Consider the following 16691-nt stretch of genomic DNA (forward strand, 5'->3'; position numbering starts at 1 on the left):
CTCCGCGAGGAGTACGACCGGGTCGCCCGCCTCGCCGCCCTCACCGCGGGCACCTCCGCCGACAACGAACGCAAGATGCGCCTGGAGTCGTATGTGCTCGCGGCCCGGCTGGAGCAGGTCGCCGCCGCCGCGACCGCCCGGCTGCAGCGCATGTCGGCGGGCCGCTACACGCTCGTCCACTCCGACGACCGCACCGGACGCGGCCGCAGCGGCCTCGGGCTGCACGTGGTCGACGCCTGGACCGGACGCGAACGCGACACCGCCACCCTGTCCGGCGGCGAGACCTTCTTCGCCTCCCTCGCGCTCGCCCTCGGCCTCGCGGACGTCGTCACCGACGAGGCCGGCGGCGTCCGCCTCGACACGTTGTTCATCGACGAGGGCTTCGGCAGCCTCGACGACCAGACCCTCGACGAGGTCCTCGACGTCCTCGACTCCCTGCGCGAGCGCGACCGCAGCGTCGGCATCGTCAGCCACGTCCCCGACCTGCGCCGCCGGATCCACGCCCAGCTGGAGGTCGTCAAGGGCAGAGCGGGCTCGACGCTGCGGCAGCGGGGCGTCTGACGGGTCAGCGGCCCAGCGCGCGCCGGGGCAGGGGAGAGGAGTACACGACGCTGGTGGTCACGGAGCCCAGCGCGCCGATCCTCCCGGAGATCTCCTCCAGATGCGCCATGGACCGCGCGGCGACCTTGATGACGAAGCAGTCGTCGCCCGTCACATGGTGCGCCTCCAGGATCTCGGGCGTCGCGGCCACCAGGTCGTGGAACGGCTTGTAGTTGCCGTTCGGATACCGCAGCCGTACGAACGCCAGGATCGGCAGCCCGAGCCGCTCGGGGTCGACGACCGCCGCGTACCCCTGGATCACGCCGGCCTCCTCCAGCCGCCGGACCCGCTCGGTGACGGCGCTCGGTGACATGGAGACGGCGCGCGCCAGCTCTGCGTAGCTGGCCCGGCCCTCCCGCTGGAGGACTTCCAGAATGCGCCAGTCGGTAGCGTCCGGGGAATACACGGTCATCCCGGATGGATAGCAGGGAATTCCCGGCTCGGGCAAGGACGACACCGTGGATTCTCACTTCAGGGAGCCGACCGCGAGCCGTAGATTTCCAGTCATGATCACCAAGACCACCCAGACCTCTGTGAATCCCGTCCTGCGGGTCGCCCCCGCCGCTCCCGCCGAGGCCGCCGCCTACTTCCGGGCGAGCCTGGCCTTCCACGCCGACGTCTCCGACGTGGCCGCCGCGCTCGCGGCCGGCGGCGACCCCGGCTTCGCCGTCGTCGACACACGCTCGACCGAGTCCTGGGACCAGGGCCACATCCCGGGCGCCGTCCACCTGCCCACCGCGCTCGTCCCCGGGCAGGCCGAGCAGCTCCTGGACAAGTCCGTGCCGGTGGTGACGTACTGCTGGGGCCCCGGCTGCAACGGCGCCACCCGCGCCGCACTCGCCCTTGCCGAACTCGGCTACCAGGTCAAGGAGATGCTCGGCGGCTTCGAGTACTGGGCCCGCGAGGGCTTCGCCTACGAGACCTGGCAGGGCCCCGGCCGCCGCGACGCCGACCCGCTGACCGCGCTCGTCGAAGGCGAGTGCGGCTGCTGACGAACGCCGTGTAGGTTCTCTGCCCATGGCTCGATACGCGGATCCAGGCGCGCTGGAGTGGGTGGAATCGGGCGGCGGCCCGCTGATAGCCGTCCCGGAGACGGTGCTGCCGTTCTGGGCGGGCGCCGACAGCGAGGACCTCGACACCGACTACGACCGGGCGTGCGAGGTCGACGGGTACGTCGGCCTGCTGCCCGTCGGCGACAGCGCGGCCCTGGTGTTCGGCGACGAACCCGCCTCCACCTCGTTCCTGCCGGACCACGCCACCTTCGTACGGTGGTCCGCCGCGAACTCCGAGGCGGAACTGCTCGCCACCGTCCCTGCCGCCCTCGAGGCGGCGGTGTGGGGGAGCGAGGTGCACTGGCGGGTGCCCGGCCCGGTGCTGCTGTTCGACTCGGCCTGGCCCGGCCAGGCCGCCGACCGCACCGAACACCTCCGGGTGTCGCTGGAGGCGGGCACATACGCGGTGCGGGCCGCGTATGTGCAGCCGGGGCCGGAGACCTGGGTCGGGCTGGTACGGCTCACCCGGCTCGCGCACTGACCCGGCGCGTCTTCCGACGTCACACGGCCTGACGCACTCCGTCGAAGGCGATCTCCAGGTGCCGGGGGCCGCGCAGCACCGCGTTCTGCCGGTACGGTGGCGGATCCGCCACCAGGCGGGGATTCTCCAGCCGCCGGGCCAGCTCGGACAGCGCGATCTGGGTCTCCAGCCGGGCCAGCGGAGCGCCGAAGCAGCTGTGGATGCCGCTGCCGAAACCGAGGTGCTGGATGTCCTCGCGATCCGGGTCGAAGCGCTCGGGGTCCTGGAAACGCTCGGGGTCGCGGTTGCCCGCGGCCAGCATCAGCCAGATACGCGAGCCCTTGGGGATGGTCACCCCGCGTACCTCGATGTCGGCGATACACGTGCGCTGCGGCACGATCTGCACCGGCGGCTCGTAGCGCAGCAGCTCCTCCACGATCTTCACCGACAGGCCAGGATCGTTGCGCAGCCGCTCCAGGAACTCCGGATGGCGCAGCAGCGTGAGCATGCCGTTGGTGATGAGGTTGACGGTCGTCTCATGGCCCGCGATGAGGAGCAGCACCGCCGTGCTGAGTACCTCCATCGTCGTCATGGCGCCGTCCGGACCGTGACTGTTCACCAGGTCGGAGAGCATGTCGTCGCGAGGTTCCCTGGCGCGCTGGTCCACCAACCCGTTCAGGTACATGCCGAGCTGCAACCGTGCCTCCTGCGCGGTTCGCTGGGATTCGGCGCTCGTACGGGCGTCGGGGTCCAGACCGGCGACGATCGGGTCGACCCAGGCACGGAAGCGGGGCTCGTCCTCACGCGGTACGCCGAGCAGCCGGCAGATCACGGTCACCGGGAAGGGGTACGCGAACTGGTCGACCAGGTCGATCTGCCGCGCGTCCCCGAAGCCGTCGATCAGCCCGGTGACGATCTCCCCCAGCTCGCCCCGCATGTTCTCGATCCGGCGCGGCCTGTGCGGCGGCCCGAAGGAGCTGTTGGCGATCCTCCGCAGCCGGTCGTGCTCCGGCGGGTCGAGCCGGATGAAGCTCGGAGGCAGCCCCGTCGCCTCCGGCCCGGACAGCTCGTCGTCCCCGGCGGCGGCCAGATTGGCGGCGTCGGAGCTGATCCGCGGATCGTGCAGCAGCGCCTCGATGTCCCAGTACGAGCTGAGGACGTACGGGCCGCCCTCCTCCTCGTGCAGGACCGGATTCTTGCGCAACTCCTCGTACAGCGGGTACGGGTTGGCACGGTTGGCGAAGTCGGTGATCTGCTGGAACAGCGGGGCTTGCGTCATGACAGGTCCTCGGGGCGTCGGGGCGTCGGGGCCGGGCGGCGATCAGTGCCGCGCCGGGTGGAAGACCAGCTGTTGGTCGGCCGGTGAGTAACCGGTGAGGGTCACGGTCGGGCCGTGGGTCGGCAGGGACGGGTCGGGGAAGTCCGCTGCTACCGGCTGCCGGCCCTCGGGACGCCGGTCCATCGTCGGGAACTCCACCGGGAACGGCGCGCCCCGTTCGATCTGCCGCGCGTAGAACTCCAGCCACCGGGCGTTGTCGAAGCTCACGGCGGCGATGACGCGTCCCTGGTAGCCGTACACGCCGACGAACCGGCGTTCGGCCAGTGCACCCTGCGTGATCATGAGCTGGTCACCCATGGGCGGCACCCCGACCGACTTGATGTTCACACCGAACATCGACGACCAGAAGGCGGGCATCCACAGATGCGGGCGCCGGTCGGCGCCGTGGCAGATCATGTTGTGCGCGGCCGTCTCCGCCTGGGCGACGGCGTTGCCCCAGTGCTCCAGCGAGAGGAACTGATAGCCGAACAGCGCGTGCGGGGAGCGCGCGACATCGCCCGCGACGAACACGTCGTCGGTGACGATGCCCCGGAAGTCGAAGGCACGGCAGCCCGCGTCACAGGCGATGCCCCGAGGCCCGGCACCCAGCCCCGACCCGGTCAGCCAGTCGGTGTTGCGCACCGAGCCCAGCGAGACCACGACCACGTCCGCTTCGACGACACTCTCGTCGGACAGATGGACGGCACGCACCCTGCCGACCGAGTCGCCCTCCAGCGAGGTCACGGTGACATGGGTGCGCAGATCCACGCCGTTCTCGGTCTGCAGATCGGCGGCGACCGCGCCGATCACGCCGCCGAGCGCGCCCACCAGCGGCGCACCCGCACGCTCCGCCACGGTCACGGGGATGCCCGTCTCCCGGCATGCCGAGGCGACCTCCGAACCGGCGAACCCGGCGCCGATCACGAACACCCGGCGCGGCCCCGCCTTCAACCGCTGGTACAGATCGGCCGCGTCGTCCCGTGTGCGCAGCAGGCAGACGCCGTCCAGCCGGCCCTCGTCCGCCTTCAGCCAGGGCCGGGCGCGCACCCCGGTCGCGATGAGCAGCCGGTCGTACTCCACCTCGTCCCCGTCGGCCAGCTTGACCCGTTTGGCCGACAGATCCAGACCGGTCGCCGCGACGCCGAGCCGCCACTTGGCGTCGATCTCCCGGCGGTGCGGCAGCTCGGTCCGGTGCGGGGACGCCTTGCCCAGCAGGACCGACTTGGACAGCGGCGGCCGGTCGTACGGCTCGTACGGCTCGTCACCGATCAGGGTCAGCTCACCGGCGAAACCCTCCGCACGCAAGGTCTCGGCGGCCCGCAGTCCCGCCAGCGAGGCGCCGACGATCACGATCCGGCCCTCGCGCCTGAGCCAGTCGACATAGTCAGCGGGCATCGCGCGCCTCCTGGGCGGAGCCGGTGCTCTGCTCACCCGCGCCGTCCAGGCCGTCCGCCGTGATCGCCTGCACCGGGCAGGCCGCGACGGCTCGGGCCAGCCGTTCGCGCTGTTCCTCGGGTGCGTGCGGGTTGTAGACCAGTGACTCCTCGCCGTGCATGGCGAAGACGTCGGGAGCGAGGAACGCGCACTGGGCGTACCCCTGACACTTGTTGAGATCGACGACGAGCCGCATCGACGCTCCGCCCTTCCGGTGGCAGGTCCGGCGCGCACCGGTCTTTCGCACGGCACGCCCGGACGGCGGTCATGTCCCGTTTGCCAGCATGAGCGCGACGGAGCAACATCGCCCGTCGGGAAACCCCCGTTCGGGCCGCAAGTCGGCCGGTGCACGGGCGCGCGGGCGCTACGGCGATGCGTCCGTCACGGGTTCGCCGCGGTGCGGGACCGGGCGCCTCCGGTCGCCCGGATGATGTGGACACTCAGCAGCAGCGACCAGGCGGGGAAGACCAGCTCCGCCCAGGGCACCTCGGACGCGGCGAAGAGCAGCGTGAGGGCGGTCAGCAGCCCCAGGACCGACAGCCGGCGAGGCAGGATGCCGAGGCGGTGGCCGATCACCGACATGGAGCAGGCGAAGACGGCCGCCATCCGCGTGGCGTACTCCGTCATCAGCGTGTACGCGAAATGCCGGCCGAAGTCCCAGGAGGACAGTGCGGGCGTCGCACCGGCGGGATGGGTGACCGCGAGGACGGCACCGGCGGCCGCGGCGGCGCCGAACAGGGTGGCGGTGAAGACGAGTCCGCTGCCGAGGAAGACGGTGGCCAGGAACTTGTCCTCGCCGGCACCGATGTGCGCCCGCACCGCGCCGACGAACCACAGGAAGAAGACGCCGGCGAACGGCACAAGCGCGAGGGCGGCACGCACCGCGCCACGGCGCCCGGAATCGGTGAACCCCTGAGCGGTGACCGACTCCGCCCCCTCGGGAATGCCCAGCCGCATCAGGACGATCGCCGCCGCCAGCAACAGCGCGAACACGACTCCCGCCAGCCCGGCGGCCCTCGGCGTCTCCAGCACCCGCTGCGCCTGCTGCTGCATGCCACCCCGCCTCCTCCACATCGCCTCGGCCACCAGCTAGCCGCCGCCTGGCCGGTTACGCCACCGGGGGACGGCCGTAAGGCCGAGCGACCGGTGGCACGGCCACGGGGCGACGTGAGTCCCCGGGCTCCGGACTCACCCGGACGGCGGGGTCCTGGCCCACAGGAACAGACTCCTCCCGGAGGACGCCCCGCCGTCCGTCGCGGATTCAGCGCGGGTTTCCACCCGATCGACCTCCAGCCCGGCCAGCCGGGCGTATCGGCGGACGTCCTCGCGCAGGCAGCGCAGGGGACGGTACGTCAGGTCGAGGAACCGCACGTCCTGGGTGCCCTGGGACTCCGGCACCGCGACCAGAACGGTGCCGCCCGGCACGGTGCGGGCCGCGAGCCGTCGCAGACCTTCCACGAAGCGGGGTTCGGGCAGGTTGACGAGGCAGAACAGACACACCACGGCGTCGTACACGCCGAGGTCGGCGTCGTCGCAGTAGAGGTCGGCCAGGACGAAACGCGCCTGGGGCACCTGGCGTCGCGCATGGGCCAGCATGACCTCGGAGACGTCGACGCCCGTGACGTCCAGCCCCTTGGCGCACAGCTGCTCCGTGGTGGGACGACCCGTCGCGCACCCCACGTCCAGGACCCGGGAGCCGCGGGCGAGGCGGCGCGACAGCTCCTCGACGGCGTCGATCTGGGCCTGCTTCCGGTCGGCGAAGGCGTGCTCGTACTCCATGCCGAGACTGTCGAAGAGGCGCGCCATGTCGGCGCCTTCCGGTGAGATCACCACAGGACCGGAAGCCTCTCGGGGACCCGCTTGATGTTGCCCGTGCGCCAGACCAACTGGTCGACGGGCAGCGCGAGACGCAGCCGCGGGAGGCGTGCGAGGAGGACGGTGAGGGCTTCCGCGGCATGGACACGGGAGATCGTCGACGCAGGGCAGAAGTGGCTTCCCGCCCCGAACGACAGGTGCGCGTTGGGCGAGCGGTCGAGGTCGAACCGCTCGGCGTCCGGGAACTGTTCGGGGTCGAAGTTCGCGCCTTCCACGCAGACCAGCACCAGCTCTCCGGCTCGCACCAGGACCTCGCCGACCTGAACGTCGGCGCGGGCGATCCGGGGCAGTCCGTCGCCGATCGACAGCGTGCACCGCAGCAGCTCCTCCACGGCGCGTGGCATCGCCTCGGGCCGCTCACGCAGTCGGTCCATGGCCTCCGGGTGCCGGATCAGTGTCAGTACGGCGTGCAGCAGGAACACATAGGTGCTCATGGCGCCGGCACCGAAGAGCGACGTGACCGTGGCGGCGAGCATTTCGTCCGTCAGGTCTCCGCCGTCGCGCTCCGGGTCGTCGCGCAGCTCGCACAGCCGCCGGATCAGGCCCCGCTGGGCGGCACGGTCGTCGCGCACGTGCCGCAGTACGAAGGCGTAGTCCTTGTCCCAGTTGGCGGTGCAGCCGTCGTACACGACGGGGCTGGTGACGAAGCCGAGGTCCAGGCCGGACATCAGCCGCAGTCCGTCCTCGTACGGCAGACCGAGTACCTCGCAGACCAGGGCGGCGGAGTACGGTTCGGCGAACCGCTGCCGCAGATCGACCGGTGGCCCCTCCTCGACCATGGCGTCAACCAGTTCGTGCGCCCGCGCGGCCATCCACTCCGCGGACGCCGGCCCGGACCGGGGCCCGAAGGCGCGCAGCACCTCCTGGTGGAGCCCGGCACTGTTGACGTTGCCCATGGTGTTGACGACCTCCGGGGGAATCGTCAGGGCGTACTGGCGCGGTACATCGGGAGCCGCCGTTTCGCGCAGGCTGAAGCGTTCGTCTTCCAGGACCTGCCGGGCCAGCTCGTAGCTGGTGACCAGCCAGGCGTCGTCGCCGGTGAGGGTCCGGATCCGCGCGACGGGGCTCTCCGCGCGCAGCCGGGCGCACTCGGCGGGCACGACGTCGCCGCGCCGCGACAGCGGCCACTCGACACCGGCGTAAGGGGGCACGGGGGCGGGGGCTTCGGTGGAGGTGGATGCCATGGCAATCTGCTTTCCTGAGTCGCGGCACGCAACGATGGCGTAGCCCTGGTTGTCGGCCGGGCGCAGCGCCATCCGGCGCTCTCCGAACAGCAGTCGGCCCAGCGCGAGGACGGTGTGGTAGCAGTGGACGGACGAGGCGACACCCAGGATGCGGGGGGTGTCGACGAAGAACGGCAACTCGGCGTCGACGTACGCGAGCGCCGCCTCCACCTGAGCGGGGGTGGGCAGGTCGTCCGGCTTCAGCCGCTTGGCGAGGAACTGGTACGCCATGGCGTCCCGGACCGACCGTAACTCCACGTCGGTGCGCAGAGCCGCCCGTGTCCGCGCCCGCACCTCCCGGTAGGAGGGGTGGTCGAGGAACGCGGACAGCGGCCGCGCCCTTACGCGTTCTGCGGCTGCGCCGATGTCTTCGAGAGCGCCGTCGATGCGCCGCCGCACGCCGCGCAGTTGCTTGGCCACGCTCTTGCGCGCGGCGACACGCTCATAGCCGAGGGCTTCGAGCATCGCCTCCAAGGCGATGTCGGCGTGTACCACGTCCACGGCGGCGAAGCGCTCCACCGCCCACGCCATCGCATTGGCCAGATTTCTGCGGCTGAAGTAACTGTTGCCCGTGCTCACCCCGAACAGCGCGTGATCCCCACGCTGCAGGATGCGTTCGCTGCTCGCCCCGAACGGGAGGACCCGCACTCGATGATCTTCCAGGACCTGCGGTTCACTGTGGGCCATCGTCACTCCCCTCGCATGCCTATGTACGAATGCGCATCACTACATGCCCACGTAGAGTGATCATAATGTCGCAAACACCTCGAAAGTGTGACTCTGGGTAATCATCGCCGAGGTCGCGCGCCCCTCACGCACTCCGGCTCATCCCACGGCACCGTTCGCGCGTGCCGACATCCGTGGCCGCGCCGGGCGGCAGGCGGGACCGCGCCCTCGCCCCCCAATTCGCTCGCGCGGCGCTCCGCACGCCCCCTAGGGTGATCCGCCATGGCTTCCCCTGTGCGCTCCGTTCCGGAAGACCTGCGACGTGACCCGCTGCCCCTGCGCGGTCGTACCGCTCTCGTGACCGGTGCGAGTCGGCGTGCCGGGATCGGGCATGCCGTGGCCAGGCGGCTGGCGGCGTACGGGGCGAGCGTGTATCTGCATCACCATGTGGCGCACGACCAGGCCATGCCGTGGGGTGCCGACAGCATCGAGGCGGTCGTCGGTTCTGTGCGTGAGGTGGCGGGGGATCCCGGGGCGCGGGTCGTCGCGGGCCCCGGGGATCTGGCCGATGCGGCCGAACCTGTACGGCTGATCGACGCCGTCGTCGGCGAGTTCGGCCGACTGGACATTCTCGTCGCCAATCACGCCCTCAGCGGCTCGGACGGCACCCTGGACGAGATCGACGCCGCGATGCTCGACGCGCACTGGGCGGTCGACACCCGCTCCGTCCTGCTGCTGGTGCAGGCGTACGCCCGTGCGCGCGCCGCACCGCCCGACGGCGTCCCAGGCGGGCGTGTGGTGCTGATGACCTCCGGGCAGGACATCGCAGGCGGTATGCCGGGCGAGATCGCCTATGCCCTTCAGAAGGGCGCCCTCGCCTCGATCACCCGATCCCTGGCCGGCGCGCTCGCCGAGCACGGCATCACGGTGAACGCGGTCAACCCCGGCCCGGTGGACACCGGTTACGCGACCGGCGAGGTCCACGCGGCTGTGGCCGAGCGGTTCCCCGGCGGGCGCTGGGGCCTCCCCGACGATCCGGCCCGCCTCGTCGCCTGGCTGGCGACGGACGAGGCCGGGTGGATCACCGGGGAGGTCATCAACTCGGAAGGCGGCTTCCGGCGTTGAGGCCTGGGACCCTCTGGGTCGTCTGAGGGTTTCTGGGCCCCTCGGGGCGCCGGGGACGCCTGGCCGTCAGAGCTGGGACAGTTCGTCCACAAGGTCGTCCAGGCCCAGCGAGCCCTGGGACAGGGCCGCCATGTGCCAGGCCTTCAGGTCGAAGTCGTCGCCGTGTCGCTTGCGGGCGTTCTCGCGGCCCAGCAGCCAGGCCCGCTCGCCGAGCTTGTAGCCGATCGCCTGGCCCGGAATCGTCAGGTACCGGGTGAGCTCGCTCTCCACGAAGTCCGCCGGCCGGCTGCTGTGCGAGCCGAAGAACTCCTGCGCCAGCTCCGGCGTCCACCGTTCACCGGGGTGGAACGGCGAGTCGGCGGGAATCTCCAGCTCCAGATGCATGCCGATGTCCACGATCACCCGCGCCGCCCGCATCATCTGCGCGTCCAGATAGCCGAGCCGCTCCTCGGGGTTCGTGAGGTAGCCCAGCTCGTCCATCAGCCGCTCCGCGTACAGCGCCCAGCCCTCGGCGTTGGCGCTGACCCCGCCGATCGTCGCCTGGTAGCGGGAGAGGTCCTCGGCCACGTGCGCCCACTGCGCGAGCTGCAGATGATGCCCGGGCACGCCCTCGTGGTACCAGGTCGAGACGAGGTCGTACACCGGGAACCGCGTCTGGCCCATCGTCGGCAGCCAGGTGCGGCCCGGGCGGGAGAAATCCTCCGACGGTGCCGTGTAGTAGGGGGCCGCGGCACCGCCGGGCGGCGCGATGCACGACTCCACCTTCCGCACCCGCTCGGCGAGTTCGAAGTGCGTGCCGTCCAGGTCCTCGATGGCCTTGTCCATCAGGCCCTGCAGCCACTCCCGGACCTCTTCCACGCCCTCGATGTGCCGGCCGTGCTCGTCGAGGTGCGCGAGCGCCACCCAGGGGGTCTCGGCGCCGGGCAGGATCTTCTCCGCCTCCAGCTTCATCTCGCCGAGGATCCGGTGGAACTCCGCCCAGCCGTACGCGTACGCCTCGTCCAGGTCCAGATCGGTGCCGTTGAAGTAGCGGGACCAGCGCGCGTACCGCTCGCGGCCCACCGTGTTCGGGGCACCCTCGATCGCCGGCGCGTACACGTCCCTAAGCCAGTCCCGCAGCTCCACCAGCGCGCCGGTCGCAGCGCCGGCCGCCTCGTCCAGCTCTGCGCGCAGCGCCTCGGGACCCGCGGCGGCGAAGTCCTCGTACCAGCCGCGGCCCTGGCCGTCTGTGTCCGTCCACTCGGTGAGCTGCTGGATGTACGTCGCCGTCGGGCGCGGTGCCGCGAACAGCTTGCGGTCCAGGCCCAGTTGCAGCGATGCACGGTAGCCCGCGAGCGCGCCCGGCACCGCGCGCAGCCGCTCCGCGATCGCCGCCCAGTCCTCGTCCGTCTGCGCCGGCGTGACCGTGAAGATGTCCCGCACCGAGTGGCCCGGCGTGCTCATGTTGCCGACCGCGCGCAGGTGCTCGTCCGCGTCGTACACGGCGAGTTCGGCGGTCAGCCGCTCCCGCAGCAGCCGCCCGCAGCGCCGCTCCACGTCACTGTCCGCACCCGGCTGCCGCTCCGCCTCGTCCAGCTTCGCGAGGGTGGCCCGGGCCAGCTCCGCGAGGGCCGCCTGGCCCGTGGGCGAATAGTCGGGCAGCCGGCTCGAACTCTCCTTCACACCGAGGTAGGTACCGGTGACCGGGTCGAGGGCGATGAGGTCGTCCACGTACGCGTCGGCGACCTGACGGGGCAGCGGGCTCTTCGTCTCAGGCATGCGGCCCATCCTCGTACGACAACGATCTCCGCGTCACCCGCGTTCGGGGGGATTCAGCTCTGGGCGTGGCCGGGAGGCAGCAGTGGACCGCACTCCCACTGCTGGAAGATCAACCGGGTCTCGACCCGTGCCACCTCGCGCTGCGCGGTGAACTCGTCGAGCACCAGCCGCTGCAGATCGGCCATGTCCGCGACGGCGACATGCACGAGATAGTCGTCCGGCCCGGTCAGATGGAACACCGTCCGGGCCTCCGGCAGCGCCCGGATCCGCTCGACGAACGGGCCGACCAGCTCCCGCCGGTGCGGCCTGACCTGCACCAGCAGCAGCGCCTGCAGCCCGCGCCCCAGCTTGGCCGGATCCAGCCGCAGCTGATGGCCGAGGATCACGCCCGAGCGGCGCAGCCGGGTCACCCGGTCCAGACACGTCGACGGCGCCACACCCACCTGTTCGGCGAGGTCGCGGTAGGTGATCCGGGCGTCGTTCTGCAGCAGCCGCAGCAGATGAAGATCAACCGGATCCAGTGCGACAGATTCGGCCATGGCTCGAACGTAGCACGGTGTTCGATTCCGGTGAATCGTTCACTGTTCACTCTTCCGCCCATGGACACAGCGACCACCGGTGCCTACGACGGCGTACGCACCGCAACGAGAGCCCTGGCCACCGAGGCCGTGCACGCCGGCCGCGACGACCTCGCCCGCCAGGGCCTGCACGCCCCGCCGATCGACCTGTCCACCACCTACCCCTCCTACGACAGCCGCGCCGAGGCCGCCCGTATCGACGCCTTCGCCACCGACGGCGCCGACCCGGTGGGACCGCCTGTCTACGGCCGTCTCGGCAACCCGACCGTCGCCCGCTTCGAGACCGCCCTGGCCCGCCTGGAGGGCACCGAGTCCGCGGTCGCCTTCGCCAGCGGCATGGCGGCGCTCAGTGCCGTCCTGCTCGCCCGCGCCGCGACGGGCCTGCGCCATGTCGTCGCCGTGCGGCCCCTGTACGGCTGCAGCGACCATCTGCTCACCGCCGGGCTGCTCGGCACCGAGGTCACCTGGACCGACCCGGCCGGCATCGCCGACGCGGTGCGCCCGGACACCGGCCTGGTGATGGTCGAGTCCCCCGCCAACCCGACCCTCGCCGAGCTGGACCTGCGGGCCATCGCCCACGCCTGCGGCGCGGTACCGCTGCTCGCCGACAACACCTTCGCCACACCCGTGCTGCAACGCCCGGCCGAGCACGGCGCCCGTATGGTGCTGCACAGCGCCACCAAGTACCTCGGCGGGCACGGCGATGCGCTCGCCGGGGTGGTCGCCTGCGACGAGGAGTTCGCGGGCCGGCTCCGCCAGATACGGTTCGCCACCGGCGGTGTGCTGCATCCGCTGGCCGGCTATCTGCTCTTGCGCGGGCTGTCCACCCTGCCGGTGCGGGTGCGGGCGGCCTCCGCGAACGCCGCCGAACTGGTCCGCCGGCTCGCCGCCGACCCGCGCGTGGCCCGCGTCCACTACCCACGGCTCGGCGGCGCGATGATCGCCTTCGAGGTGTACGGCGACCCTCACGAGGTCATCTCCCAGGTCCGGCTCGTCACCCCGGCGGTCAGCCTGGGCAGCGTCGACACGCTCATCCAGCACCCTGCCTCCATCAGCCACCGCATCGTCGACGCCGACGACCGGCGCGGGGCCGGGGTGAGCGATCGGCTGCTGCGGTTGTCGGTGGGGCTGGAGGACGTGGACGATCTCTGGGCCGACCTGGATCAGGCGTTGGGGGAACGTGCCCGGAGGCCGGTACCGCTTCAGGAAGCGGTGCGCTGAGCGGTACCGGTCGACGGTGGGCTGCGCGGAGGGGGCACCGCCGGACGCCGACGTCGTGGCTGAGCGCCGTCGCGGCGGACGCATCTGGGCCGGCGCAGGGTGTGCGGTTCGGCCGGGGCACCGGGCCGTCGCCCCGCGTGGCCGGTGTCAGTCGCGGCGGGCCGGATCGCCGAGCTGGTGTCTGGTGTCGTGCTGCGGCCGGGAAGCGGCCGGTACGACGTCCAGGCGGGCCGTGATCACCAGCGTGCCCTCCTCTATCTGGTAGTCCAGCGGCAGGCCGAGGCCGCGCATCGCGGCGACCATGCCGGTGTTGGAGGCCTGTGTGACGGCGTACACGCTCTCGCAGCGGGCCTCCACGGCCAGAGCCACGAGCCGGCCGAGCAGCTCGCCGCCGATGCCACGCTGCTGCCAGTCGTCCTCGATCAGCAGCGCGACCTCGGTCTCGTCGCCGTCCCACAGCAGATGCCCGAGGCCGACTATGCGGCCGGAGGCGGTCTGCGCGGCCAGGGTGCGGCCGAAACGGGGGCTGAGCAGATGGTTCAGATAGCGGTCCGCGTCGCTGACCGGGCCGTGGTAGCGCAGGCCGAGGGTGCGCGGCGAGCACCGCTCGTGCATCGCCTTCGCCGCGGCCACGTCTGAGGTGTCGACCCGGCGGACCGTGATGTCGTTGCCCTCGGGCAGCGTCAGCACGTCCTTGCCGCGCGGGATGCGCGGACCGAGCCGGTTGTCCAGCTCCACCAGGGCCCGGGCCCTGGCGAACTCGGTGGGCGTGAACGGCAGATACGGCCGCTCCACGGTGAGCACTCCGCCCTCCGGCGCCCGCAGCCGCATCACGGTGTCCTCCAGCACGCCCTCGACCGGCACCGGCTGCGGTCCGCGGTCCCCGCCGACCGGTGTCCCGGGCAGCGAACGGATGGTGCACCGGCCCAGCAACTGGCGCAGCGCCAGCGGCAGTTCGGCGGCGTCCAGCGCGGTGCGCGCGGCCAGGCCGAGCACCCGGGTGGGGGCGTCGACCAGGTCGTGGGCATCGGCCCGCTCGATCCAGGTGGACGTGCCGCCGGCCAGCGAGACCACTCGGCTGATCTCGGCCGCCGCCAGCGCGCCGGGCGCCCGCAGCAGGAACTCGTCCACGGTGCCGTCGGCCAGCGGGTGCGTCTGGAGGCTCAGGATGTCGACGCGCCGCTCGGCCAGCGCCGTGCACAGCGCCGCCAGCGAACCCGGCTCGTCCTTGACCGTCGTCCGCATCCGCCACAGGGCACCGGCGGCCGCCACGTCGTCCGCCGGCTCGCCCGGCTGCTCGGAGGGCCCGGCCGACCGCGTTTCGGCGGACGGCCGGGCGCCGGTATCTTCGGTCGGCGGTGCGTGTCCGTGGCGCCGTGCCCACCACGTGTGGAAGCCGGCGGTCGCGGCCAGCACGAGGGCCGAGATCACCAGCAGAGCGGGGCCGTCGGGGCCGTGCCCGATCAGATTCGCCACTCCGTCGGCGACCGCCACCGCGGTGAACAGGGCGGCGAGCTCCACAAGATCACGCCGCCAATGGTGCACGGGCCGACCGTGTTTCGCCCGGGTCACATCAGACATGTCTGCACTCATGCACCCACTGTGAAGGAAGGGTGTTGCGTGATCACGAACTGTTTGTGACCGATGGGTAAAGCATGCTCCGTCCTTTTTGTGCTCGTTTTCACGGTCTGGTGGGCCCGCATCGTACGGCCCCAGATCGTGGCGTTGCCGTCCTCCGCCGACTTCGGCGCGCAGGGACGGGAAAGGGTCATGGCCTGCAGTGATCGCGTCATACGAAAACCGTAGCCGGGACCACTGACAATCGGTCTGACCTGCGAAAAGGCCCGCAGAGCCCAGGAGTTTCCTACCGGCCGACCCGGCCCGGCTGGAGCGTCTGCGTGAACAGCACCGTGCCGTCGTACTCACGCAGCCGGACCGTCATTTCGCCGCTCTCGCCGTCGATGTCCACCTCGCCGAAGAACTGGTACCCCTCGGCAGGCGACACGTTCGCTGTGGTGGGCGCCTTGACGAACACCCGGTCCGGGCCGAACGTGCCGTCCAGCGCGTTGGCCGGGAAGGCGCCGGCGTTGAGCGGGCCCGAGACGAACTCCCAGAACGGCTCGAAGTCCTTGAACGCGGCCCGCGAGGGGTCGTAGTGCTGGGCGGAGGTGTGGTGCACGTCGGCCGTCAGCCACACCGTGCCGGTGATCCGCCGGTGCTTGATGAAGCGCAGCAGCTCGGCGATCTGCAGCTCGCGGCCGAGCGGGGCGCCCGGGTCGCCCTGCGCCACCGCCTCGAAGTCCGGCTTGCCCTCCACCGGGTCGGGCACGACCAGCCCGAGCGGCATGTCGTTGGCGATCACCTTCCACACCGCACGGGACTTCGCCAGCTCGCGCTTGAGCCACTCCAACTGCTCACGGCCGAGGATGCCCACCGGGTCCGCGGTCTGGTTGTCCGGCGAGTTCGCGTTGCGGTAGGTACGCATGTCGAGCACGAACACGTCGAGCAGCGGGCCGTGGTTGATGACGCGGTAGATGCGGCCGTCCGGGCGCCCGCTGATCGTGGAGATGGGGAAGTACTCGGAGAACGCCTGCCGGGAGCGCGGCGCCAGGTCGTCGAGCCTGGTGCCGGCCGGGTAGGGGGTGCCGGTGCCGATGACCTCGCCTGGGTACCAGTTGTTGCGCACCTCGTGGTCGTCCCACTGGATGATGTTCGGCACCTGGGCGTTGAACCGGCGCAGCGCCGAGTCCAGCAGGTTGTAGCGGAAGTTGCCCCGGTAGTCGTCCAGGGTGACCGCGACGTGCGACTTCTCCTCGGTGGTGACGTTCCGGTAGACACTGCCGTCGGGCAGGCTCGCGGTTGCCGCGATCGGACCGTCGGCGTAGATGTTGTCGCCGCTGCACAGGAAGAAGTCCGGGTCGGCCTTCGCCATGGCGTCGAAGATGCGGTAGCCGCCGATGGACTCGTTGATGCCCCAGCCCTGTCCGGCCAGGTCGCCCGACCACACGAACCGCACATCCCGGCGCCGCTTGACCGGCGCCGTACGGAAGGTGCCGGTCACCGGCTCGCCGGTGCGGCGCGGGTCGTCCGGGTCGGCGAGCAGCACGCGGTAGTGGATCTGCTCGCCGGAGGCCAGGCCGTGCAGCCGGGTGGTGCCGGTGAAGTCCGTGCCGGCGCCCAGCAGGGGACCGTGCCATCGGCGCGGGTTGCGGAACGACTCGGTGGCCGCGGTCTCCACGATCATCCGGGCCGGCCGGTCCGAACGAACCCACACCAGGCCGGAGTCGGTGGTCACGTCACCTGCTTGCACACCCCAGCCGGCCTGGGGGCGCCCGGAGCGGGCGAACGCCGGGGCCGCGCCGAGGCCGCCGGGCAGGGCGA

16 protein-coding genes are annotated in these 16691 nt (G+C 71.5%); 5 read left to right on the forward strand and 11 right to left on the reverse strand.

The genetic code is table 11. The annotated features are described in order from the left end of the window. A partial coding sequence (locus M878_RS85235) for an SbcC/MukB-like Walker B domain-containing protein (protein WP_023552477.1) occupies positions 1-561 on the forward strand: 561 nt, incomplete at its 5' end. 4 nt (positions 562-565) lie between these two features. Here the strand turns inward: M878_RS85235 and M878_RS85240 are convergent. Next, entirely contained in the window at positions 566-1012 is a 447-nt protein-coding gene (locus M878_RS85240; RefSeq protein WP_023552479.1) for an Lrp/AsnC family transcriptional regulator, read from the reverse strand. A gap of 94 nt (positions 1013-1106) precedes the next feature. Here M878_RS85240 and M878_RS85245 point away from each other — a divergent pair, with 94 nt between their 5' ends. Together M878_RS85245 and M878_RS85250 are read left to right on the forward strand one after the other, a co-directional pair. Then, entirely contained in the window at positions 1107-1592 is a 486-nt protein-coding gene (locus M878_RS85245; RefSeq protein WP_023552481.1) for a rhodanese-like domain-containing protein, read from the forward strand. A gap of 25 nt (positions 1593-1617) precedes the next feature. Further along, entirely contained in the window at positions 1618-2133 is a 516-nt protein-coding gene (locus M878_RS85250; protein WP_031226776.1) for an immunity 21 family protein, read from the forward strand. Between the two features lie 19 nt (positions 2134-2152). On the opposite strand, the gene M878_RS85255 is transcribed toward M878_RS85250, so the two are convergent. From M878_RS85255 to M878_RS95285, 6 genes are all read right to left on the reverse strand, one after another. Beyond that, positions 2153-3391, reverse strand: a complete 1239-nt coding sequence (locus M878_RS85255) for a cytochrome P450 (RefSeq protein ID WP_023552484.1) — start codon at positions 3389-3391, stop codon at positions 2153-2155. A 42-nt stretch (positions 3392-3433) separates the two neighbouring features. Further along, positions 3434-4825 (reverse strand): NAD(P)/FAD-dependent oxidoreductase, encoded by a 1392-nt coding sequence (locus tag M878_RS85260; protein ID WP_023552486.1) that lies wholly within the window; start codon positions 4823-4825, stop codon positions 3434-3436. Then, positions 4815-5060: a ferredoxin gene (locus M878_RS85265; protein ID WP_023552488.1), complete on the reverse strand. Its 246-nt coding sequence runs from the start codon at positions 5058-5060 to the stop codon at positions 4815-4817. Before M878_RS85265 ends, M878_RS85260 begins: the two co-directional genes overlap by 11 nt. Before the next feature lie 185 nt (positions 5061-5245). Then, positions 5246-5917, reverse strand: coding sequence for a hypothetical protein (locus M878_RS85270; protein ID WP_023552490.1), 672 nt, complete (start codon positions 5915-5917; stop codon positions 5246-5248). 135 nt (positions 5918-6052) lie between these two features. Beyond that, positions 6053-6694, reverse strand: a complete 642-nt coding sequence (locus tag M878_RS49700) for a class I SAM-dependent methyltransferase (RefSeq protein WP_158692826.1) — start codon at positions 6692-6694, stop codon at positions 6053-6055. Next, a complete protein-coding gene (locus M878_RS95285; RefSeq protein WP_023552494.1) occupies positions 6691-8649 on the reverse strand; it encodes a tRNA-dependent cyclodipeptide synthase in 1959 nt (652 codons plus the stop codon). Before M878_RS95285 ends, M878_RS49700 begins: the two co-directional genes overlap by 4 nt. A 261-nt stretch (positions 8650-8910) precedes the next feature. Between M878_RS95285 and M878_RS85275 the strand changes: the two genes are divergently transcribed. Continuing rightward, positions 8911-9753 (forward strand): SDR family oxidoreductase, encoded by an 843-nt coding sequence (locus tag M878_RS85275; RefSeq protein WP_031226780.1) that lies wholly within the window; start codon positions 8911-8913, stop codon positions 9751-9753. Positions 9754-9819: 66 nt separating this feature from the next. On the opposite strand, the gene M878_RS85280 is transcribed toward M878_RS85275, so the two are convergent. Beyond that, on the reverse strand, positions 9820-11511 hold the full coding sequence (locus M878_RS85280; RefSeq protein WP_023552497.1) for a DUF885 domain-containing protein: 1692 nt from the start codon (positions 11509-11511) through the stop codon (positions 9820-9822). A 53-nt stretch (positions 11512-11564) separates the two neighbouring features. After that, a complete protein-coding gene (locus M878_RS85285; RefSeq protein ID WP_023552499.1) occupies positions 11565-12050 on the reverse strand; it encodes an Lrp/AsnC family transcriptional regulator in 486 nt (161 codons plus the stop codon). A 60-nt stretch (positions 12051-12110) separates the two neighbouring features. Between M878_RS85285 and M878_RS85290 the strand changes: the two genes are divergently transcribed. Further along, positions 12111-13310 carry a trans-sulfuration enzyme family protein gene (locus M878_RS85290; protein WP_023552500.1) on the forward strand — a complete coding sequence of 400 codons (1200 nt, stop codon included), beginning with the start codon at positions 12111-12113 and terminating at the stop codon, positions 13308-13310. A gap of 147 nt (positions 13311-13457) precedes the next feature. Here the strand turns inward: M878_RS85290 and M878_RS85295 are convergent, their stop codons facing one another. Both M878_RS85295 and M878_RS85300 read right to left on the reverse strand, forming a co-directional pair. Beyond that, complete coding sequence (locus M878_RS85295; protein ID WP_245238271.1) at positions 13458-14903, reverse strand: GNAT family N-acetyltransferase; 1446 nt, start codon at positions 14901-14903, stop codon at positions 13458-13460. 271 nt (positions 14904-15174) lie between these two features. Then, on the reverse strand, positions 15175-16686 hold the full coding sequence (locus M878_RS85300) for an alkaline phosphatase D family protein (RefSeq protein ID WP_078630687.1): 1512 nt from the start codon (positions 16684-16686) through the stop codon (positions 15175-15177). Positions 16687-16691: the final 5 nt, after the last annotated feature.

It is taken from the genome of Streptomyces roseochromogenus subsp. oscitans DS 12.976 (genome assembly GCF_000497445.1).
Taxonomy (GTDB): Bacteria; Actinomycetota; Actinomycetes; order Streptomycetales; family Streptomycetaceae; genus Streptomyces; species Streptomyces oscitans.